15 protein-coding genes are annotated in these 22,359 nt (G+C 41.1%); 14 read left to right on the forward strand and 1 reads right to left on the reverse strand.

The annotated features are described in order from the left end of the window. The first annotated feature begins 7 nt into the window (after nucleotides 1–7). From GXP67_RS17780 to GXP67_RS17815, 8 genes are all read left to right on the forward strand, one after another. Entirely contained in the window at nucleotides 8–595 is a 588-nt protein-coding gene (locus GXP67_RS17780; protein WP_232065258.1) for an arylesterase, read from the forward strand. A gap of 137 nt (nucleotides 596–732) precedes the next feature. After that, complete coding sequence (locus GXP67_RS17785) at nucleotides 733–2,772, forward strand: M3 family metallopeptidase (protein WP_162444370.1); 2,040 nt, start codon at nucleotides 733–735, stop codon at nucleotides 2,770–2,772. 585 nt (nucleotides 2,773–3,357) lie between these two features. Beyond that, nucleotides 3,358–6,711 (forward strand): SusC/RagA family TonB-linked outer membrane protein, encoded by a 3,354-nt coding sequence (locus GXP67_RS17790; RefSeq protein WP_232065259.1) that lies wholly within the window; start codon nucleotides 3,358–3,360, stop codon nucleotides 6,709–6,711. Nucleotides 6,712–6,776: 65 nt separating this feature from the next. After that, complete coding sequence (locus GXP67_RS17795; protein ID WP_162444371.1) at nucleotides 6,777–8,519, forward strand: RagB/SusD family nutrient uptake outer membrane protein; 1,743 nt, start codon at nucleotides 6,777–6,779, stop codon at nucleotides 8,517–8,519. A 371-nt stretch (nucleotides 8,520–8,890) separates the two neighbouring features. Continuing rightward, entirely contained in the window at nucleotides 8,891–10,351 is a 1,461-nt protein-coding gene (locus GXP67_RS17800) for an FG-GAP-like repeat-containing protein (protein WP_162444372.1), read from the forward strand. 113 nt (nucleotides 10,352–10,464) lie between these two features. Then, a complete protein-coding gene (locus GXP67_RS17805) occupies nucleotides 10,465–14,037 on the forward strand; it encodes a VCBS repeat-containing protein (protein WP_162444373.1) in 3,573 nt (1,190 codons plus the stop codon). Continuing rightward, entirely contained in the window at nucleotides 14,034–15,407 is a 1,374-nt protein-coding gene (locus GXP67_RS17810) for a vanadium-dependent haloperoxidase (RefSeq protein WP_162444374.1), read from the forward strand. Before GXP67_RS17805 ends, GXP67_RS17810 begins: the two co-directional genes overlap by 4 nt. 57 nt (nucleotides 15,408–15,464) lie before the next feature. Continuing rightward, entirely contained in the window at nucleotides 15,465–16,025 is a 561-nt protein-coding gene (locus GXP67_RS17815; protein WP_162444375.1) for a cupin domain-containing protein, read from the forward strand. Nucleotides 16,026–16,092: 67 nt separating this feature from the next. Here GXP67_RS17815 and GXP67_RS17820 read toward each other — a convergent pair whose 3' ends face one another. Then, nucleotides 16,093–16,572, reverse strand: a complete 480-nt coding sequence (locus tag GXP67_RS17820; protein ID WP_162444376.1) for a nucleoside deaminase — start codon at nucleotides 16,570–16,572, stop codon at nucleotides 16,093–16,095. A 162-nt stretch (nucleotides 16,573–16,734) separates the two neighbouring features. On the opposite strand from GXP67_RS17820, the gene GXP67_RS17825 reads away from it, so the two are divergent. The 6 genes from GXP67_RS17825 (at nucleotide 16,735) to GXP67_RS17850 (ending at nucleotide 22,275) form a co-directional block, all read left to right on the forward strand. Then, complete coding sequence (locus tag GXP67_RS17825; RefSeq protein WP_162444377.1) at nucleotides 16,735–17,595, forward strand: DNA/RNA non-specific endonuclease; 861 nt, start codon at nucleotides 16,735–16,737, stop codon at nucleotides 17,593–17,595. Nucleotides 17,596–17,794: 199 nt separating this feature from the next. Then, nucleotides 17,795–19,426: a hypothetical protein gene (locus tag GXP67_RS17830; RefSeq protein WP_232065260.1), complete on the forward strand. Its 1,632-nt coding sequence runs from the start codon at nucleotides 17,795–17,797 to the stop codon at nucleotides 19,424–19,426. A gap of 94 nt (nucleotides 19,427–19,520) precedes the next feature. Then, nucleotides 19,521–20,609, forward strand: a complete 1,089-nt coding sequence (locus GXP67_RS17835) for an AAA family ATPase (RefSeq protein WP_162444378.1) — start codon at nucleotides 19,521–19,523, stop codon at nucleotides 20,607–20,609. A 202-nt stretch (nucleotides 20,610–20,811) separates the two neighbouring features. Then, nucleotides 20,812–21,174 carry a hypothetical protein gene (locus GXP67_RS17840; protein WP_162444379.1) on the forward strand — a complete coding sequence of 121 codons (363 nt, stop codon included), beginning with the start codon at nucleotides 20,812–20,814 and terminating at the stop codon, nucleotides 21,172–21,174. 49 nt (nucleotides 21,175–21,223) lie between these two features. Beyond that, on the forward strand, nucleotides 21,224–21,808 hold the full coding sequence (gene lpcA, locus GXP67_RS17845) for a D-sedoheptulose 7-phosphate isomerase (RefSeq protein ID WP_162444380.1): 585 nt from the start codon (nucleotides 21,224–21,226) through the stop codon (nucleotides 21,806–21,808). Nucleotides 21,809–21,951: 143 nt separating this feature from the next. After that, entirely contained in the window at nucleotides 21,952–22,275 is a 324-nt protein-coding gene (locus GXP67_RS17850; RefSeq protein ID WP_162444381.1) for a LysM peptidoglycan-binding domain-containing protein, read from the forward strand. Nucleotides 22,276–22,359: the final 84 nt, after the last annotated feature.

Below are 22,359 nucleotides of genomic sequence, written 5' to 3' on the forward strand. Positions count from 1 at the left end.
AGTACGCATGCCGCCAAGAATTAAAACAATCCTTTGTTTTGGAAATAGCCTTACTGCCGGATATGGTTTGTCTTCGTCACAAGCCTATCCGGCATTGTTGCAACAGAAAATTAATGCCGGCAATTTACCTTATCAGGTGATCAATGCTGGTGTAAATGGCGAAACCTCAGCCAAAGGAGTTCAGCGGATAGAACAATATCTGCATCAGCCTATAGATGTATTTCTGCTTGAACTGGGTATTAACGACTTGCCCAGAGGAATTTTTCCGCCTCAGACTTCGGCTAATTTGCAGCAGATCATTGATAAAGTACGCAGTACACATCCCAGGTGCCGGATGGTACTGGCCGGTATGGAAATTCCCAGAAGCATTATTCCCAGGGAGCTATCTGGTTTTATTGCCGAACCCATGATTGCCGCTTTTCATAATGTATTTGTAGAAATAGCCAGCCGCAATGGAATGGCTTATATTCCGTTTCTGTTAAAAGGGGTTGCCGGAAATCCACAACTCAACCTCTATGACCGCATCCATCCCAATGCTGCCGGGCAAAAAATTCTGGCCGAAAATGTATGGGATGTGTTGAGTGCCGTTTTATAAATCGATAGAAATTACAGGAAATGAACAATCTGAACTGATTTTTACTAATAAAAGTTAGGCGTAAGTAATTAATAAGCTATTTACATTCCTTGTAAATGTTTGCATATTTGTAGGATAACCTGAAAAAATAAAACCACATGAACCCCTTACTTAACACTTTTGATACACCCTTTGAAACCATTCCTTTCACCCAGATCCGCAACGAGCATTACTTACCGGCCATACAATCTGCCATTCAAGAAGCCAAATCTGAAGTTGAACTCATAAAAAACAATCCGGCCGCCCCTGATTTTGCTAACACGATCGAAGCGCTTGAGCATACTGGCAGGAGAGTAAGTATTGTCTCCGGCGTACTATTCAACCTCAATGTAGCTGAAACCAGTCCTGAACTCATGCAGCTTGCCAGAGAGATTTCTCCGCTGCTTTCTGCCTATTCTAATGATATTATGCTCGATGAAGTTTTATTTGCCCGCATTGAGCAAGTGTATAGCCAGAAAGAAAGTCTGCATCTGGATACGGAAGAAGCCATGTTGTTAGATAAAACCTATAAGGGATTTGTCCGGAATGGGGCTGGGTTAAATGCGGCTGATAAAGCCAGGCTACGGGAAATTGATGAGCAATTATCCAGGCTTTCTCTGCAATTCAGTGAACATGTGTTGAATGAGATTAACGCATACATACTCGAAATTACGGATGCCAAAGATTTAGCTGGTTTACCAGAAAGTGCAATTGCCTTAGCAGCACAGGCAGCCAGGGAAAAAGGAAAAGAAAATACCTGGATTTTTACATTGCAACTGCCCAGTTATATTCCTTTTATGACCTATGCCGATAATCGCTCTTTACGTGAACAGCTTTTCAGAGCGTATGCTTCCAGGAATTTTATGGGCGGAGAAAATGATAACCAGGAAATTATTTTACAACTGGTAAAACTGCGGCACGAAAGGGCAAACATATTGGGTTTTGAAACCTATGCACAATATGTATTGCAGGAACGAATGGCAGAATCGCCGGTACAAGTAGAAGACTTCCTGAAAAATTTGCTTTCACATGCAAAACCGGCCGCTTTACGTGAGTTGCAAGAACTATCTGACTATGCTGCCAGGCTGGGTGGCCCTCAGCCACTGGAACGCTGGGATTTTGCCTATTATTCTGAAAAGCTCAAAAAAGAAAAGTTTTCCATTGATAACGAATTGCTGAAACCTTATTTCCAGCTGGAAGATGTGCTGGAAGGCGTATTTAAAGTTTCAGGTAAATTATATGGACTATTATATAAGGAGAACCCGGAAATTCCAGTATATCATCCGGATGTAAAAGTATATGAAGTAAGCAATCTGGATGGCGGATATGTAGGCTTGCTATATACTGATTTTTTCCCCCGCGCCGGCAAAAAAAGCGGTGCCTGGATGACCTCTTATAAAGGCCAGTTCCGGGAGAATGGCATCAATCACCGTCCGCATATTTCTATTGTATGTAATTTTACTAAATCTACTTCTGAGCAACCCTCGCTGCTTACCTTTAATGAAGTGACTACGCTGTTCCATGAATTTGGCCATGCCTTACATGGGTTATTGGCTGACAGCACCTACGAAAGCTTATCCGGTACCCATGTATACTGGGATTTTGTAGAATTGCCATCTCAGATTATGGAAAACTGGGTATATGAGAAAGAATGCCTCGATTTGTTTGCACGGCATTATAAAACCGGAGAGAAAATACCTGAACAGTATATACAAAAAATAAAGGAAAGCGCTAACTTTTTAGCTGGATATAATGCCGTACGTCAGGTAGGATTAGCCCAGCTGGATATGGCCTGGCATACTACTATACCCAATAGTATCATCAGTGTAGGCAATTTTGAACAAGCTGTTTTACAATCTACACAAGTATTACCTCCGGTCGAGAATAGCAATACCAGTTGTTCGTTCAATCATATTTTTGGCGGCGGCTATGCTTCTGGATATTATAGTTATAAATGGGCAGAAGTACTGGATGCCGATGCTTTTGAGTTTTTCCTGGAAAAAGGAATTTTTGATGCACAAACGGCTTCCTTATTCCGCAAATACATTCTTTCTGCAGGTGGTAGCGAACATCCGATGGAGTTATATAAAAAATTCAGAGGCAAAATTCCCTCACCCGATGCTTTACTACGCAGAGCAGGTTTGCTACAGATAAGTTGAAATTGCTGGATTTTATTTTACTAAGCATATTCAAGGGTTAAACTTTAATAAGTTTGACCCTTTTTGTTTGATATTTCTACATAAAACCGTTACTTATATGTATAAAGGCTAGATATATCCGAATAAGTAAGTGTAGTTTAGTTTTCCGAATGCGATTTGTTAATTAGAGGCTAAACTGCGGTTTTATTTAGGTTATTTACAGCGACTTACTGGTTTAACAGAATTTTTAATTGAAACTAGTAATGTATATACACTAAAAATAGTACAAAAACCCAAATAAAGACAATATAAATTTTCAGCTTCTCTATAAAATGTTATCTGTCAACTAATAGTAAATAAGTGCCTGTTAAACAGTATGTTATCAATTATAATAAATCCTATGCATTATTAATAAATATAATATTTCCGATATAAAATAAAAAATTAATAATAAATTGTGTTATTTATATATTTTATTTAATTTGGCGGATAAACTAATATGAATAAAACTACACTATTGAGTAATCTGACAAAATGCTTTTAAACGATTAGTGCCAGCAAACTTTAATTTTTTCACTCTTAATTTATTAAACCTTTAAACAAAACATGATGAGTAACGATTACAAATCATTACAGCCTGGTCTGAAGCAGAAGCCATCTTCTGCTCGCCGGATGTATGGAGGGCATAATATGGAAAGGAGCCATAGTATGTCCGGATGGCAAATTACTTTTCTATTTGCCGCATTATTCTTTTTTGGAGTCAGTATGCAGACGTTTGCACAGGGCAGAACTGTCAAGGGTACAGTTACTGCTGCCGATGACAACTCTGCATTACCAGGGGTGAACGTAGTAGTAAAAGGTACTTCCACAGGAACTATTACAGATCCGAATGGGGGGTTTACCCTTTCAGTACCAGGAGATAATGCCACCCTGGTTTTTAGCTTTATTGGATATACTACTGAAGAGGTAGCTGTAGGTAGCCGCACCACAATTGACATTAAATTAGCACCAGATATTCAGTCATTGCAAGAAGTGGTTGTAACGGGGTATAGCACAGAAAACAGACGGGATGTTACTGGTGCCGTAGCTACTGTAAAATCAAGAGAACTGGTAGCCGTGCCTTCTGGTAACGTAGAACAACAATTACAAGGCCGTGTGCCGGGTGTAACGGTTATCACCAATGGCCAGCCTGGTACAACCAGCGTGGTGCGTCTCCGGGGTTTTGGTGCATTCGGTGGTAATGAGCCTTTATATGTTGTAGATGGGGTACCGGTAACTAATACTGATTTCCTGAATCCAGATGATATTGAAACTACTACCGTGCTGAAAGATGCAGCTTCGGCTTCTATTTACGGAGCCCGTGCAGCCAATGGAGTAATTGTCTACACCACCAGGAAAGGTAGCGAAAGCAAAATGCGTGTATCTTACGATGGGGTGTTTGGGGTAACTATGCCTGGCAAAGTAGAAAACATTCTGAATCCACAGGAGCAGGCAGATTGGATATGGCAGGCGAAGCGTAATACAGCGACACAACTGGGTCTTACGCCAGGTAGTCAGGCATATAATGATCTGTTCAAAACTGACCAGTTCGGCAGCGATCCCAATGGCCCAGTGTTGCCCGATTACCTCATGGTAGGCACTCAATTCGGATTGCCAGCTAGTGCTGTTAATCTCGAAGCAGAAAGAGCCAAGTATAATAATGATCCCCGGTTAGGCGCCGTATATTTGGTAATGCCAGCTAATAAAGCAGGTACTAACTGGTGGGATGCCATTACCCGTCCTGCCCTGCTCAACCGCCATACATTAGGTTTTTCCGGAGGCAACGATCGGAGCAAGTATTATGTCAGTCTGGGCATGCAGAACCAGCAAGGTGTTCTTATTCACCAAAAATTCGAGCGGTATGCCCTCCGTGTTAATTCTGAACATAAAATAGTTAAGGGAGTACGCTTTGGGCAGACACTCCAGGGTACTTATCTTCGTCGGCAAGGGCTAACAGGGGCTGAAGGAGGACGTGGTGCTGCCAATGAAGAAAATAATTTTCTGGATGCCTTCCGTATGCCAGCTATCATTCCGGTGTACGATGCCTTCGGTGGCTACGCTGGAACGCAAGCGAAAGGATTCAACAATCCGCGTAACCCGGTTGCAGCCCGTGATAGGGCAAAGGGCAATGGCCCCTTTGGGTTTGGCGTATTTGGAAACTTTTATGTGGAAGTAGATCCTATCAAGGACCTTACCTTGCGCAGTAGCATTGGAGGAGGACTTTCCTCAAGCTACGGTAAAAATTACAATTTACCCTCCTACGAAAACTCAGAAAATCAGTCCACCTATTCGTACAATGAATTTGGCAGCTATTCTTTCAATTGGGTGTTTACCAACACAGCTCGTTATAATAAAAAGTTTGGTATACATTCTATCGACCTGCTGGGCGGTATAGAATCGCTGAATACTGGTACTGGAAGAAATATCAATGGTACTGGCCAGTCGCCTTTTTCGCGTGATCCGAACTACGTTAACCTGACTACTACCGGCAACCGGGTAGTGAATAGCGGCTACTTCAATGGCGTAAACTTCTTCTCTGTTTTTGGCCAGGCCAAATATATCTTCAATGATAAGTACATTCTAACTGGTGTATTGCGCCGTGATGGTGCTTCTAGTTTCGGTCCTGAAAACCGTTATGGAGTATTCCCAGCCGTATCTGCTGCATGGCGTATTTCATCAGAGAGTTTTATGGCAAGCGTACCTTTTGTAACGGATCTTAAACTACGGGGGGGATATGGAATGATGGGGAACACCGCAGGCCTGAGGTCCGATAACCAGTTTAGCTTGTATCAGGCCGACCTAGGTTCTTCTTTCTACGATATTGGCGGCGGTAATGCAGCACCTACTTCGGGGTTCTACCGTAGCCGGATTGGAAATCCTGCTGCCAAATGGGAAACATCCATTACATCTAACATCGGGCTTGATGGGTCATTTCTGGATGGAAAACTCGATGTAGTGGTTGATTTCTGGAGAAAAGATACCAAAGATCTGCTTTACACTCTGGAGACAGCAGCTGTAGTAGGTCCTCAGGCAGCTGATCCTGCAGTCAACATCGCTAAAATGCGCAACCAGGGTATTGATATAGAGTTGACTACCCGGGGTACACGTGGGGAAAGCTTTAATTACGAAGTAAAACTGACAGGCTCCTTTCTGCATAATGAAATCGTAGAATTGGCACCAGGAGTACCATACTTTGATAGTCCTGCGTTCCGGGGCATTATTCCTATCCGTAACCAGATTGGCCGTTCTATCTCAGCATACTACGGCTATGATGTGGTAGGCCTTTTCCAGAACCAGGAGGAAGTAAATGCAGCTCCTACACAGGATGGTAAAGCTGTGGGACGTTTCCGTTACAGGGACATCAACGGCGATGGAGCGATCACCATAGATGACCGTACCTACCTGGGTAGCCCGGTACCTAAGTTCAACGGAGGGATTAACGTCGTATTGGGATATAAAAACTTAGAGTTGACTGCATTTTTGCAAACTTTCCTTGGGGTACAGAACTACAACTTCTCCAAATGGTATAACAACTTCTATCCTTCCTTTACCGGAACAGCCTACAGCACAGCCGTAAAAGAGTCTTTCACATTTGAAAGAGGCGGTAATACAGTGCCGATTTTCGAGGATGCCTCGAACTTCAGCACCAACACGCAATCAAACTCTTTCTATGTAGAGAATGGGAACTATGCACGTCTGACTAACCTGCAGCTGGCTTATAAACTGCCAAATAATCTGCTGGATCGGTTTGGTTTTGAAAGAGCAAGAGTATATCTGCAAAGCACTAACCTGTTCACCATCTCCAAGTATTCAGGTCTGGATCCGGGTGTAGCTGGTGCGGCAGATACTACACTGGGTATTGATGTAGGTAACGCCCCCATCACCCGTGGCTATAACATCGGTTTAAATCTTACCTTCTAAACAAAACAGTATGTGGTTGGATGATCATCTTTCGTCTAACCACATACTTCAAAAAAATACGATTTATGAAAAAAATATTTAGAACTTTCGCTGTAATTGGTATTATAGTGTTTGGTCCAATTGCCTGTAAGGACGAATTTCTGGAGGTGCCGGTAACAGGTCAGATAACAGATGCACAGTTGAATACCCAGGCAGGACTTGAAGGTATGCTGATTGGGGTATACTCCCAGTTAGACGGTTCAGGCGGAGGCGGTGAATGGCATGGCGGTTCAGTTAACTGGCTATGGGGAAGTATTAGAGGTGGCGATGCCAACAAAGGCTCTAACTCTGGTGACTTCACCTCAATGACTCCTATAGAACGTTTTGAAGCACAGACAAATAATGGAGAATTGAACAACAAATGGATGGGGTCGTTTGAAGGCGTAGCGCGTGCAAATGCTCTTCTGGCTGTCGCAAGCAAGGCTGACGCAGTTCCAGCTGATGCCAAAACGCGTATTTCGGCTGAAGCGCGTTTCTTACGGGGACACTTTTACTTTGAATTGCGGAAAGATTTTAAGATGGTTCCATGGGTAGATGAAACAAAAAACATCGCCGAAACTGTTAAGGTACCCAACAATACTGACATCTGGCCGAATATCGAAGCTGATTTTCAATATGCAGTGGATAACCTGCCTGAAACGCATACTGAAGTAGGTAGAGCCAATAAATGGGCAGCCATGTCTTATCTTGCCAAGGCGTACATGTTCCAGAAAAAATTTGTGGAAGCCAAGGCTTTATTCGATAACATCATTGCCAATGGAAAAACTACCAATGGTAAGAAATACGCCTTATTTCCGGATTTTGATGCCATGTTTACATTACAAAATGAAAACTCAGAGGAATCGATCTTTGCCTATCAGGCAACCGGAGGCGGGAGCAGCACTAACAATTCGCTTCATGAACTAGCTATGGCACAGCCTTACGGCACAGCGGCTGGCTCAGAGGCTGGCAGCGACTGCTGTGGCTTCTTTCAGCCAAGTTTCGACCTGGCGGCTTCGTATCGTACGGCCAATGGTTTACCTTTATTAGACGGATCATACCGTACCGGTGCTAATGAACTAAAAACGGATCAGGGTCTGGCATCCAGCGATGCTTTTACACCAGATCAGGGTCCGCTTGATCCCCGTATCGATCATACAATTGGCCGTCGTGGCCTTCCTTTTGAAGACTGGGGCAATCATCCAGGTAAAGGATGGATTCGTGATCAGAACTATGCCGGACCATATACGCAGGAGAAGTATGCATTGGATAAGAATGAATATGCTACCCGCGATGCCAGCGGCTGGACACCTGGTTACCAGGCCACTAACTTCATGATTATCCGCTTCGCAGATGTGCTGCTGATGGCTGCGGAAGCAGAAGTAGAGATAGGAGATCTGGAAAAAGCCCGTACCTATGTGAATCTGGTACGCGCACGTGCTGCCAATCCCGACACATTTGAGAAGAAGGCAGATGGCACCAACGCAGCAAACTATGTAATTAGTGAGTATCCTGCTGGCTGGACAAAAGATTACGCCCGTGACGCTGTTCGTTTTGAGCGTAAGCTGGAACTGTCTTTGGAAGGGCATCGTTTCTACGACCTTGTACGTTGGGGCATTGCTGAGCAGGTGCTGAACCCATACTTAGTTTATGAGGCAAGTAAAATTCCTTCGCAATTTGGTGGTCCGCAGGCTGTATTTAGCTCGAACCAGGACGAATATCTGGCCATTCCACAACGCCAGATTGACCTGCAAGGCAAAGATGTATTAACTCAAAATCCTGGATTCTAATTTTATTTAATACAATTTCATTATAACAGGTCAGGTATAATTACCTGACCTGTTTTTTTATATAAAGAATAGGAATGTGCATGCACTACGATCTTGTAGCAAAATTCCAGTCAAAAGAGTTTTAAATTACTTAAATTGCTTATGAATGAAGCATCCTATTCATTCAAACCTGCATTTGATACAAAATTAATCGTGTGAAGAAGTTTAGTTATGAGTTTAGGTTCCTATTAAATTGTGCTAGTATACTAATTGTATTTTTATTTAGTCTCTTCTCGTGTACTTCTAAAAAAGAAACCTTCACCAGCGAACAATCGCGAATTGATTCTTTAAAGATCATATCTGCTACAAGCCACACATTAAATGACCGCCAATTGGCACAGGGTATTTGTGGAAGTTGCCATCTTTTTCCTGAACCGGAACTTCTGGATAAAAAAACCTGGCAAAAAGGTGTATTGCCCCAAATGGCTATGCGTTTAGGGTTTATATCATTAAAAGATAACCCTTACGAACAGTTTTCTTCCCAAGAAATACGGCTCATTATAAAATCAATGGTGTTTCCGAGCCAACCTATTGTCGATTCAGCTACCTGGAATAGAATAGTCAATTATTATATAAGTTTAGCGCCTGAAAAACCTCTGCCGCAAATGCAAAAAAATCCTGTTAAAAGCGAGTGGCATGCTTTTCTACCCACAGAGACGAAATTGTTTCCGGCAAAAACACCAGCTATTACCATGGTTAAATATAATCCTGCAAAGAAATTATGGTTTTTGGGTAACCGGGAAAATAGGTTGTATACGCTTAATAATCATTTCGAAATCACTGATTCGCTTCTATTAGATAGCCCTGCTTCAGATATAACATATGGTCCGGATCATCAGCCATATGTGTTAACGATGGGAAAAATGGACCCTAATGAACTACAAGCCGGGAAACTAGTAGCGATAAAGCCCGCCACAACAAAGAAAGCTACGCACACTATTTTAGATAGCCTTTCGAGGCCGGTTCATATATCAACTGCCGATCTGGATAATGATGGTTTGCAGGATAAAGTCATCTGTGAATTTGGTAATTATACTGGCAAGCTGGTCTGGTTTCAGCAACTAAAAAATGGTGCATATAAGGAACATATACTAAAGCAGGCACCTGGGGCGCTTAAGACTATTATTGTTGATATAAACAATGACCGAAAACCAGATATTATGACTTTGATGGCGCAGGGGAATGAAGGTATATTTATTTATATTAATCGGGGGGAAGGATATTTTGAAGAAAAAGCCCTTTTGCGTTTCCCTCCTGTATACGGTTCCAGCGATTTTGAACTGGCAGATTTCAATTCAGATGGATTTATAGATATAGTATATACAAATGGCGATAATGCTGATTATTCTTATTCATTAAAAAATTATCATGGGGTACGCATTTTCCTGAATGATGGAAAGAACAGATTTCGACAAGAATGGTTTTATCCCTTATATGGTGCATCGAAGGTACTGGCCCGTGATTTTGATGAAGATGGTGACCTTGATATGAGTGCCATATCGTTTTTCCCTGATTATGAAAATGCCCCTGATGAAGGTTTTATATACTTTGAAAATAAAGGACAGTTAACGTTTGAGCCATATACTTTTAAAAATGCATCCAGAGGAAGGTGGCTTACCATGGAGGCAGGAGATGTAGATGATGATAATGATTTAGATATAGTATTAGGCTCCTTTGTTTTTTCCGTTATTCCTGCACCGAAAATGTATCAGCAACAATGGAAGAAAACAGGTGCAGAGGCAATTGTCCTTATCAACCAGAAAAAAGCTCCCACTCCCCTTCATCAGCAATAATCTTTTGGTATGCCTGTCACAAATATGCTATTAACTGATGGGGAATATGAGCAGTAATTTCTATAAACAGTAAAAATTAGTATTTTTATTCTTTTCAATAGGAATCATTCGTTATGATTATCAGACGCATACCCATTTTTTATTTACTGCTATTTTTTATTGCCCTGCTTGCTGCCTGCCGGTCTGAAGATAAAATGTTCAGCTTGATTTCGTCGGAGGAATCTGGTATTATCTTTAATAACCGCATTACTGATAATGATACCATGAATATTCTCGATTTTGAATATATATATAATGGCGGCGGCGTAGGAATTGGTGATTTCAACAATGATGGTTTGCAAGATGTATTTTTTTCAGGCAACCAGGTTCCCTGCCAGTTATATTTAAACAAAGGTGATTTCGAATTTGAAGATATTACGCAATCTGCTGGCGTAAGTGGAAATGGGAAATGGGCTTCAGGTGTAGCCCTGGTAGATATTAATAACGACGGGTGGATGGATATATATGTAGGTGCTACAGTAAAAAAAACAGCACAGGAACGGGCCAATATGTTGTTTGTAAATCAGGGTTTGAATAAAGAAGGAAAACCGACATTTAAAGAGCAAGCAAAACAATATGGCATTGATGATACCGGCCATACTACCAATGCTGCGTTTTTTGATTATGATAATGATGGGGATTTAGATTTATATGTGCTCACTAATACTGTAGAAAGTTACCCGAACCGGTACCGTAAAAAAGTAACTGATGGCTCTTCTCCCACCACCGACCGCCTGTACCGCAATGACTGGAATGCCCAGCTAAAGCAGGGGGTATTTACTAACGTATCTAAGGAAGCTGGCATCCAGATTGAAGGATATGGCCTGGGAGTCAATATTACTGACATTAACCGCGATGGCTGGAAGGATATTTATGTAACCAACGATTACATCACCAATGATCTGCTCTATATCAATAATGGTAATGGCACCTTTAATGACCGGGCGTCTGAGTATTTTAAGCATACGAGCAATTCTGCGATGGGCAACGATGTAAACGACATCAATAATGATGGTCTGGTAGATGTAATTGCTGTAGATATGCTGCCGGAAGATAACCTGCGGAAAAAAATGCTGATGGGCGCTAATATGTACCAAACCTATTTTAACAACGATCAGTATGGCTATACTTATGAGTATGTTCGGAATACCCTTCAACTCAACCAGGGACCAAAACCTGCTACAAATCAGCCCATATTCAGTGAGATAAGCCTGCTGGCAAAAGTAGCTGAAACTGACTGGAGCTGGACGCCGATGGTAGTTGATTTCGATCACGACGGTTACCGGGATTTACTGGTGACCAATGGCTTTCCGAAAGATGTAACAGACCGGGATTTTATCCAGTACCGCTCCGAAGTAGGATTGGTCGCTTCCAAGGAAATGATGTTATCTCAGATTCCGGTAATCAGAATTAAAAATTATGCCTTCCGCAACAATGGCGACCTTACTTTCAGCAATGTAACCGACGATTGGGGGATGACACAGGCTTCTTTCTCAAACGGCGCTGCTTATGGAGATTTAGATAATGACGGTGACCTGGATTATATTGTAAATAATATTAATGATGAAGCCTTTGTTTTCCGTAACAATCTGATAGAACGTAAAGCTAAAAATGCTAATTACCTGCGGATGAAGTTTCAAGGCCCTGCTCAGAACCGGATGGGTTTAGGTACATTTATTGAACTCACGTATGGAAATGGCCAGAAACAAGTGTATGAACATACGATTTACCGGGGCTATATTTCCTCTATTGAAAATGCCGCACATTTTGGCCTGGGTTCAAACCAGGTAGTAGATCAGGTAAAAATCACCTGGCCCAATGGTTCAGCGCAGTTATTGAAAAATGTACAGGCCAATCAGGTATTAACAATAGATATTAAAAATGCCCATTCTGGGTTAAAACCAGGTCCGCAACCAGAAGGCTTGCTCGCTGAGATTACAGATTCTCTGCAAATCACATTTACGCACCAGGAACCGGATTATATTGATTTTAATGTACAAAAACTGCTTCCCCATAAACTTACCCAATATCCGCCTGCTATTTCTGCCGGAGACATAAATGGAGATGGCCTGAACGATTTATTCATCGGAGGTTCTCGTTTTCATAAAGGTAAATTTCTTCTACAAACAGCTTCTGGCAGCTTTGCAGAGAAAGATTTATTACCTGGTCCTGATGGAGAGACCAAACTGGAAGAAGACATGGGAACCCTGCTTTTTGATGTGGATGGCGACAAAGATCTGGACTTATATATTGCCAGTGGAGGATATGAAAAAGAACCTAATACTGCTGCCTATCAGGACAGGCTATATATCAATGATGGAAAAGGTAATTTTCAACTGTCGGCGCAAGCCTTACCAGCCATATTTGTCAGCAAATCCTGTGTAAAAGCAGCAGATTTCGATAAAGATGGAGACCTCGATTTGTTTGTAGGTGGCCGGGTAGAAACAGACCGCTATCCCAAACCAGTTTCCAGCTTCATCTTCCGGAATGATACTCAGAATGGGCAAGTAAAATTTACAGATGTTACCGCAACTATTGCCAATGGCCTACAGCAAATCGGGCTGGTATGCGATGCCATTTGGACAGATTATGATAATGATGGCTGGGTAGATTTGATGCTTGCCGGAGAATGGATGCCGCTCACCATATTGCAGAACCGCCAGGGGAAGTTTGAGAATATAACTACGCAGACCGGTTTACAATCTCATGTAGGCTGGTGGAATAGCCTGACTGCTGCCGATTTTGATAAAGATGGCGACATAGATTATGTGGCTGGTAACTTAGGACTCAATTCCCTGAATCATGCCTCCGATAAGGAACCGGTAAGAATATATGCCAAAGATTTTGATGGAAACGGAAGTTTTGATGCCATTCCTACTACCTATTTCCCAGACGAAACAGGGGTTCGTAGGGAGTACAGTTTTCATGGACGGGAAGATTTGATTAAACAAATGATTTCAATGCGTGCCCGTTTTCCATATTACAAAAATTTTGCAAGGGCAACCGTTGATAGTCTGGTGCTTGAAAAAGACAGAAAGGATGCACTTATTCTCAAAGCTAATTACATGCAATCGGCTTATATCGAAAATGTAGGCAATGGTAAATTCAACATAAAATCTTTGCCGGTACAAGCCCAGTTTGCTCCCTTATTCGGCATGATTTCGCAGGATGTGGATGGTGATGGAAATATAGATCTGATGGCTGTAGGTAATGATTTTAGCAATGAAGTAAGCACAGGAAGATATGATGCCTTGAATGGTTTATGGTTGAAAGGCAATGGAAAAGGAGAATTTGCAGCACAATCGCTGGCTGCCAGTGGATTTTTTGTGCCAGGCAATGCCAAAGGTTTACTACAATTTACAGATGCCAAAGGTAATCAACTGATTGCTGCCAGTCAGAACAGAGGCCGTTTATGTATATTCAAAAATCAGAAGGGTGCGATGCAACATGTGCCTTTAAATGCAGAGGATGCTTATGCCTTATTAACTTATCAGGATGGCCAGGTGCAAAAAGAAGAGTTATACTATGGATCATCGTTTCTCTCTCAATCACCCCGGGAATTACTGATTCCGAAAAATATTAAAGATGTGGAACTCATAGATTTTAAAGGAAATAAGCGCAAAGTTTTATGGCAAGCCGGATTATGAAAAACAAATTATTAATACTTTCTCTATTGATCTGCTCTCTATGGGCCTGCCAGTCGCAGAAAGAGGAAAGTAGAGCCACGGCAGTTCTATTTAAAAAAAATGACCCGGCATTATTACAGAACAGTGTAAAAAAACTCACCGACGTAATTGTGTATGATATTTTTACACCGCCTGTAGCTAGTAGAATTTACGCCTATACAAGCCTGGCTGCTTACGAAGCCATTCGCTTGAATAAACCAGAGCAATATCCTTCGCTGACTGCCAATATGAATGGTTTTGATCCTATGCCGCAGCCTGACAAAGGCAAAAACTATGATTTTACGCTCGCAGGTATCAAAGCCTTTATGACAGTCGGGCAAAAGATAACCTTTTCTGTGGATACGCTGAAAAAATTTGAAGCTGGTTTGCTGGAACAATACGCTGCTGTACTAGATGCGGATACATATAAACGTTCGCTGGAACTGGGCGAGGCTATCGGGAAAGCTGTACTAGCCAGAGGTACCAAAGATAATTATAAAGAAACCAGAGGTTTTGCAAGATATACTGTGGTGAAAGGCGAAGATAAATGGCAGCCTACGGCCCCGGATTATGCTGATGCCATTGAGCCCTATTGGCATACTATATTACCCTTAGCTTTAGATTCAGCCAGGCAATGTATTCCTCCACCACCCACTACTTATAGTATAGATAAGAAAAGTGACTTCTACAAAGAATTTATGGAAGTGTATGAAACAGGCAAAAACCTGACTGAGGAACAAATAGAAATTGCCCGTTTCTGGGACGACAATCCATTTGTATCACATCATACCGGACATGCTACTTTTGCTACGAAAAAGATGACACCAGGGGGTCACTGGATGGCGATTGCTACCTTAACCAGCCGTCAGGCAAAAGCCGATGTTGAGAAAACCGCCCAGACCTATGCTCTCACTGCTACAAGTCTTTTTGATGGATTTATCTCCTGCTGGGAGGAAAAATTCAGGAGCCAGTTTGTAAGGCCAGTTACGGTTATTAATCAGCAGGTAGACGAAACCTGGGAATCTTTTCTGCAAACGCCGCCTTTTCCGGAATACACCAGTGGCCATAGTGTAATTTCAGCATCTGCTGCCACTGTGCTTACAAACCTGTATGGAGATAACTTTGCGTACCATGATACAACTGAGCTTGAATATGGCATGGGACAGCGGTCTTTTAATTCATTTATGGAAGCCGCTCATGAAGCAGCACTCAGCCGTTTGTACGGAGGTATTCACTACCGAAATACTAATAGAAAAGGCACCGAACAGGGTATAAAAGTGGGTAACATTGTCTTATCAAAAACAGGTTTACAACCGTCCACTGCTCAGGTAATAGTGCCGGTTTCTAAGTAAATACGTTCCTATTCTGTAAACGTAAAATTTCTGTTAAAACACTAAACATTTTTACATATGCGTAGAAGAAGATTTGTTCAGGTAACACTTGCAGGTACGCCACTACTAGTTTCAGGAATGGATTCGTCGGTGCATCCGCGGGAGAGTAAAGGTTTCATAGCAAAAGCTGGTGAAGGGAGAATACATGGTCATATTCAGTTAAAGGGCGTTAATTCCAATATTATCGATGTAAAAGTGTCGGGTAAAGATACGAATGGAGATCTGGCTATTTTCGAACAAACAAGTTTATCACCTAAAAGAGGTACCCCATTGCATGTTCATCCTGGCCAGGATGAAACTTTTTATGTTCTTCAAGGAGAATACAAGTTTCAAGTAGGAAAAGAAACCTATCAGTTAAAATCAGGCGATAGTATATTCCTTCCCAGAAACGTACCTCACGCCTGGTCACAACTAAGTGAAAAAGGTAAAATGACTGTTATCCTACAGCCTGCCGGAAAACTTGAAGAATTTTTTGTAACCATGGCTGCTTTGGATCATACGCCTACACCAGAGGAAATGGCGAAGATATTTGCTGCGAATGAAATGAAGGTAGTAGGACCCCCGTTAAAAATTGACTAGAAGCGTTTATCCTCAACCCGATTTGTTTTTGTAAAGATACAGACATGCTTACTGATGTCAGGCAGACTTAATAATTAATTCTATCATCCTTATCCTGCCAGTGCTGGAATACCAGATTGGCTTCTTCACGTAAAAAGGGTTCAGTCGGAATCTTTCTGTTTTCTATTGGAACATTAAATTCCTGGTATATAAAATCATCGTTAAATCCGATAGCCGCAGCATCCTTCCGGGTATTGGCATAATAAATATGCTTGATCTGAGCCCAGTAAATAGCACCCAGGCACATCGGACAAGGTTCACAGGAAGTAAAGAGGATACAATCTTCGAGATGAAACGTGTTTAGATTTTGGCAGGCATCCCGGATAGCTACTATTTCCGCATGTGCCGTTGGGTCATAAGCAGAAGTGACCTGGTTATAGCCTCTTCCTACAATCTGGTTATCTTTTACAATAACAGCTCCAAAAGGGCCACCTTTGCCACTTTGTGAGCCTTTCCGGGAAAGCTCAATAGCTTCCCGCATGAAAGTTTTTTGCTGTTCTTTTGTCATAGCGTGAAGATACAAGCAATTTGATTTCTCAGGAAAGCAGAACGGTGATTAAATAAGTCAATAGTAGATCGGATACTTTATTAATGTTAGGAAAAGCTATTATTCCAGCATATTCCGTCTCTTATCAGCACTTCCTGTGTATATTTACTACAAAGTATCCCTATGAGAACGAACCGTCATTTTTATTCTTTCTTTCTGATTGTTTTTCTGATTGCTACCGCCTGTACCAGAACTACTGTAGGACCAGCCAGTACCGGGCGTGAAGATAACATACTCTTAGGTAATCCAAGTAAAGCAGTAACTGACCTTTCCAGTGAAAATAATTATCTGATTGTGCGGTTGCAGTATGCACTCTCTTACAATAAATCCCGGGGTACAGCTAACTGGGTAAGCTGGCATTTAAGTAAAGAATGGAAAGGGGATGCCCCCAGACAGGAGAATTTTCGTCCTGATCAAAATTTGCCTGCTGGCTGGTATCAGGTAAAACCAGCAGATTATACCAATTCTGGTTTCGACCGGGGACACCTTTGCCCTTCCGATGACCGGGATGGCAGTACAGAAGATAATGTGGCTACCTTTCTGATGAGCAATATTATTCCACAAGCCCCCAACAATAACCGCAATACCTGGAAAAATCTGGAGGACTATTGCCGGAAATTAACAGAGCAGGGGAATGAGTTATATATACTAGCCGGTGCATATGGAAAGGGTGGAAGTGGTTCTAATGGCGGCACTACGCAAACTTTAGCCGATGGTAAAATTACTGTTCCTGCCAGGGTGTGGAAGGTTATTGTAATATTACCGGTAGGAAATAATGATATAAAAAGAATAGATGCCAATACCCGGGTGATCGCCGTAGACATACCCAATAAACAATCGGCGGATGCACTTCCCTGGGATGCTTACCGGATTTCAGTAGATGCCATTGAATCAGCTACCGGATACGATTTTTTATCAGCTTTATCAAATGCTGCCCAGCAAGCTCTCGAATCTAAAACAGATACAGAACCCATTACCCAGTAAGTATACTTTACTTATAGAAAAATTCCAGGTGTATTTGCTCACAATCTGGCTGATCCAAACCCGTTTAGTAATTAGTCGTTCGTAATTTATAATTACTCAGTATCTTGCCGGAAATTGTTTTCACTCTTTTCTATGGTGTATGGGCCAAAACAAGCGTTACCTTCATATAGTATTTCTTTTACTAAGTATTGCCTGCCTTGTGCCGGCAAAAACATTTTCTCAGAGTGTATATGCGCCTTTAAACAAAGACTATTATCATCTGGCCGAACGGTATGAAATCAAATATGGCAAATTTGCAGAAGGAATGCATACGCATATTAAACCCTTTGAACGCAAAGGCATTGCCCAGCTTGCTGATAGTATTTCACTGCTCGTAAGCCCGCTTTCCCGCCGTGACCGCTTTAATCTGGAATATCTGCGCAACGATAACTGGGAATGGACGGATAGCGCCAGCAATGATAGCCGTAAACCGATTCTGGGTGTGTTTTATGACAAAAAATCAGACCTGTACCAGTACCGCAGCGATGATTTTGAAGTGCATATAAATCCGGTATTGTACCTGGGAGCAGGCGTTGCATCAGATGAATCAGCCAATCCATTTATCAATACCAGAGGGGTAGAAGTCCGGGGGATGATTGCGAAAAAAATTGGCTTTTATACCTTCATGACTGATAACCAGGCTACCTTTCCGGAATACGTGCGGGAGAGAATTAATTTTTACAATGCGGTTCCGGGAGAAGGTTACTGGAAACGGTTTAAACAGAACGGGGTTGATTTTTTCACCGCCAGAGGATATATCACATTTAGTCCGGTTAAACCTATACAAATACAGTTCGGGCACGATAAAAATTTTATTGGCAATGGCTACCGTTCCATGATCTTGTCTGATTTTTCTAATAATTATCTGTTTTTGAAAATCAATACCAGGGTATGGCGTTTCAATTATACCAATCTGTTTGCCCAGATGAATGCTGACATTCCCAGCTTTGTAGATGCCATTTACCCGAAAAAATATTTTGCCTTTCATCACCTGAGCATCAATGTAGGCAAAAATTTGAATCTGGGAGTGTTTGAAGCCGTTATGTTTGGCCGCAGCGATTCTACCAGAAGAGGGTCATTCGATTTAAATTATCTGAATCCCATTATATTTTATCGTTCTATTGAACAGCAGATTGGCAGTGAAGACAATGCTTTGCTTGGCGTTGATTTTAAGTGGAATTTTCTGCGCCGCTTCTCTGTATATGGTCAACTGATGCTGGATGAATTCTTGCTGAAAGAAATACGGGCTGGCAATGGCTGGTGGGCAAATAAGCAAGCCGGGCAAATCGGAATAAAATACATTGATGTGGCAGGAATTCCCAATCTGGATCTGCAGCTGGAAGCCAATATAGCCCGTCCGTACACCTATTCCCATGAATCGCCTTATACTAGTTATACCCATTATAATCAGCCACTGGCACATCCGTTGGGAGCTAATTTTTATGAGTATATAGGCATTGTACGTTATCAGCCACTGAACCGCCTTAGCTTAACCGGCAAATTAATTTATGCAGAATATGGAGGCGACAGCAATGGTCAAAACTGGGGTGGCAATGTATTGCTGCCATACCAGACAAAGGTGCAGGAATATGGCAATGAAATCGGACAAGGCGTAAAAGCGTACCTAGCTTATGGAGATTTTACAGCTTCTTACCAGCTGCGGCATAATTTATTTATTGATGCCAGGCAGATCGTGCGCCGGGTAAATAGCTCATTGCCGGGAAGGAAAAATACTGCTTTTGCTTCGCTAGCCCTGCGCTGGAACATCCCGCAGCGGCAGCATGAATTTTAATCCACTTATTATAAGAGATTACCTTAGCAAGAGAAATACTTACAGAGAATTATGTTGTAAAAAGTTGAAAATATTAACAGATAAAATCTTATAAATGCCAGAACTTATTGATGCCTATAACTCATATAATGAGTTTGAACGTACTTCATATTTTACTGTGTGTTTCAATACGCTTCCCTCCAATCTTAGGTTTGAGACACAATTAACTGAAAGTAAGGAAAATATGGATTCAGTGATTGCTGCTGTTGATTTTGATTCCTTAGGCATTAAAGAAGTTTTTAAGAATTGGAATACAGAAGATGATAAAAATGCTGATTCTTCCAATGACTATCCATATCAGTATTTGTTAAAAAGTGAAAATCGTAAACTCATAATATGGATTGCCTTAGAAAGCGATGAGTTGATGTTTGATTTTTTGTATGATGTTTCGGATCGGGAATTAGAAACATGGGTGGTTTCTACAAATCAACAACTTCGCAATAAATTTGGAGCCAATAAGTCTCCTATATTTAAAGTATTATCCCGTAATACCAGAGGTTTTTTTACGAAGGATGTTCCGACAGATACATTGCAAGTAAATATAGAAGAACTGTATAATGATGATTTTAGAGAAATTAACTCCGTGATTATGCAGGTAATGGCAACAGAAAAATCAGGTTTGATATTGCTACATGGAGCGCCAGGAACTGGTAAGACATCCTATATTAAACACTTAATTTCTAGTTTTAATAAAAAGCCCTTTATTTTCATTCAGAATGAATTTATAAAAGATCTTCTTAACCCCGATTTTATTTCATTCTTATTAAAGAATAGAAATTCTACACTTATCATCGAAGATGCAGAAAAAGTAATTACCACACGAGAATATATAAGTGAAATTTCAATGGTATCCACTATTCTTCAATTAACTGATGGGCTTTTTAGCGATTATTTAAATATTAAAATCATTTGTACATTCAATACTAATATTGAAAGAGTGGACAAAGCACTTATTCGCAAAGGAAGAATGATAGCCAGTTATGAATTTAAACCGCTATCAAAAGAAAAAACAAATAAATTATTGCAATCTAAAGGTTATAATGCAATTGATAAAGAGATGATTCTTGCGGATATTTTTAATTTAGACAAAATAGATTTTGATAATTCTTCCAATTTGAGAAAAATAGGATTTAAAAGTAATTGAATTCTTTTTCGCAACCAGTTAATCTTAATCATACTCCTTTGATACATGATTATATTCAATTGCTATACTTTTAGACCCTTAGATAGCCAAACGATTTCTGCGGAAAAGCGTACTGTATACTGGTAACATATCATTGCTATTGAACTATATGCCTGCTTTGGCAGGTAGATACTAACATTTTAAAAACTAAATAAAATTGTTTATGAGCTCTTTTAAAAAAATGATGTATTTCATATATACCATCCTGTTTGTGCTGGTGGTATTGGGTGTACTGTATAACGACAGCCTGATTGCTACATTCGACCTGGAAACCAGTCATACGATCTGGATGTTCACAGCTTTAATAGGCTTTGTTTTATTAATGTTTGAGAGTGTGCTTGAGAATATTCATCTGTCGAGTAAAAACCGCTCTTATAACCAGATTGTAAAGGAAAATACGGAACTGAAAGCCAAGTTGTATGATGATATGGTACGGGTGAAAGATAGAAACAGAGATGGATACATTGAAAAAGACGAAACCATCATTATCAACAAAACAGGCGAAAACCGGCCACGGGCTATTTGATAATATATATACATAGGTTCAAACCCCGGAAAAGGATTTATATTTGCGCATGAATTTTTCTCCCATTATCCGTCAGGAGCTACAGCAAGCCGCCCAGGTATTAGATCAATTTCTTTCAAGCCAGTCAAATATAGATGCTATTCAACAGACGGCTGTATTGATGGCTGAGGCTATTCAGAAAGGCAATAAAATTATTTCTTGTGGAAACGGAGGATCACATTGCGATGCGATGCACTTTGCCGAAGAATTGTCTGGCCGTTACCGCGACAACCGCAGGGCTTTGCCGGCCATAGCCATATCAGATGTGAGTCATATTAGTTGCACCGGAAACGATTACGGATTTGATTACATTTTTAGCCGGTTTATTGAAGGCTTAGGCCAGCCGGGCGATGTGTTGCTTGGTATCAGCACCAGTGGCAATTCAGCCAATGTAATACTGGCTGTAGAAGCCGCCAGGCAAAAAGGAATGAAAACCGTTGTGCTCACCGGAAAAGACGGCGGCAAACTGGCAGCGTTAGCAGATGTAGAAATCCGGGTTCCTCACACCGGCTACGCCGACCGCATTCAGGAAGTACATATTAAAATCATTCATATTCTGATTATGCTGATTGAGCAACTAGTAATTACCAAATAAACTGATTGAAACCTAATCCGGTGATTATCATGCCAGAATTGCTTTATTTTATAACCCATAGCTGATTTTAGCGTATACCTTTCATTGAGTATATATAAGTAAAAATTACTTATTAATGTTTTATATCTTAACCTAAAAGAGCAATGGGACTATTAGATTTTTTAAAAAATGGGGATGAGAAAAAAGCAACTCCTCAGCCAAAAGCAGCACCTCAGGCTAAAACACCGCCTCCGGCACAGCCACAACCACAGGTAAATCCTGTGAATACGAATACAACTCCGCCGGCAAGTAGTGCGGCTAAATATGAAATGTATACCGTAAAAGAAGGCGACTGGTTATCTAAAATTGCTGGCGCTTACTATGGAGATGTGCATAAATGGGATCGTATATTCCAGGCTAACCGCGATCAGATCAGCGATCCAGATAAAATACGGCCAGGACAGATTCTGAAAATTCCACTCGATTAATAGTAGACACGATTTGATAACAGCAAAGCCTGCATTTTATAATGCAGGCTTTGCTATTTTATAGAGTTTGTAATACATATAATT

The organism is Rhodocytophaga rosea (genome assembly GCF_010119975.1).
Taxonomy (GTDB): Bacteria; Bacteroidota; Bacteroidia; order Cytophagales; family 172606-1; genus Rhodocytophaga; species Rhodocytophaga rosea.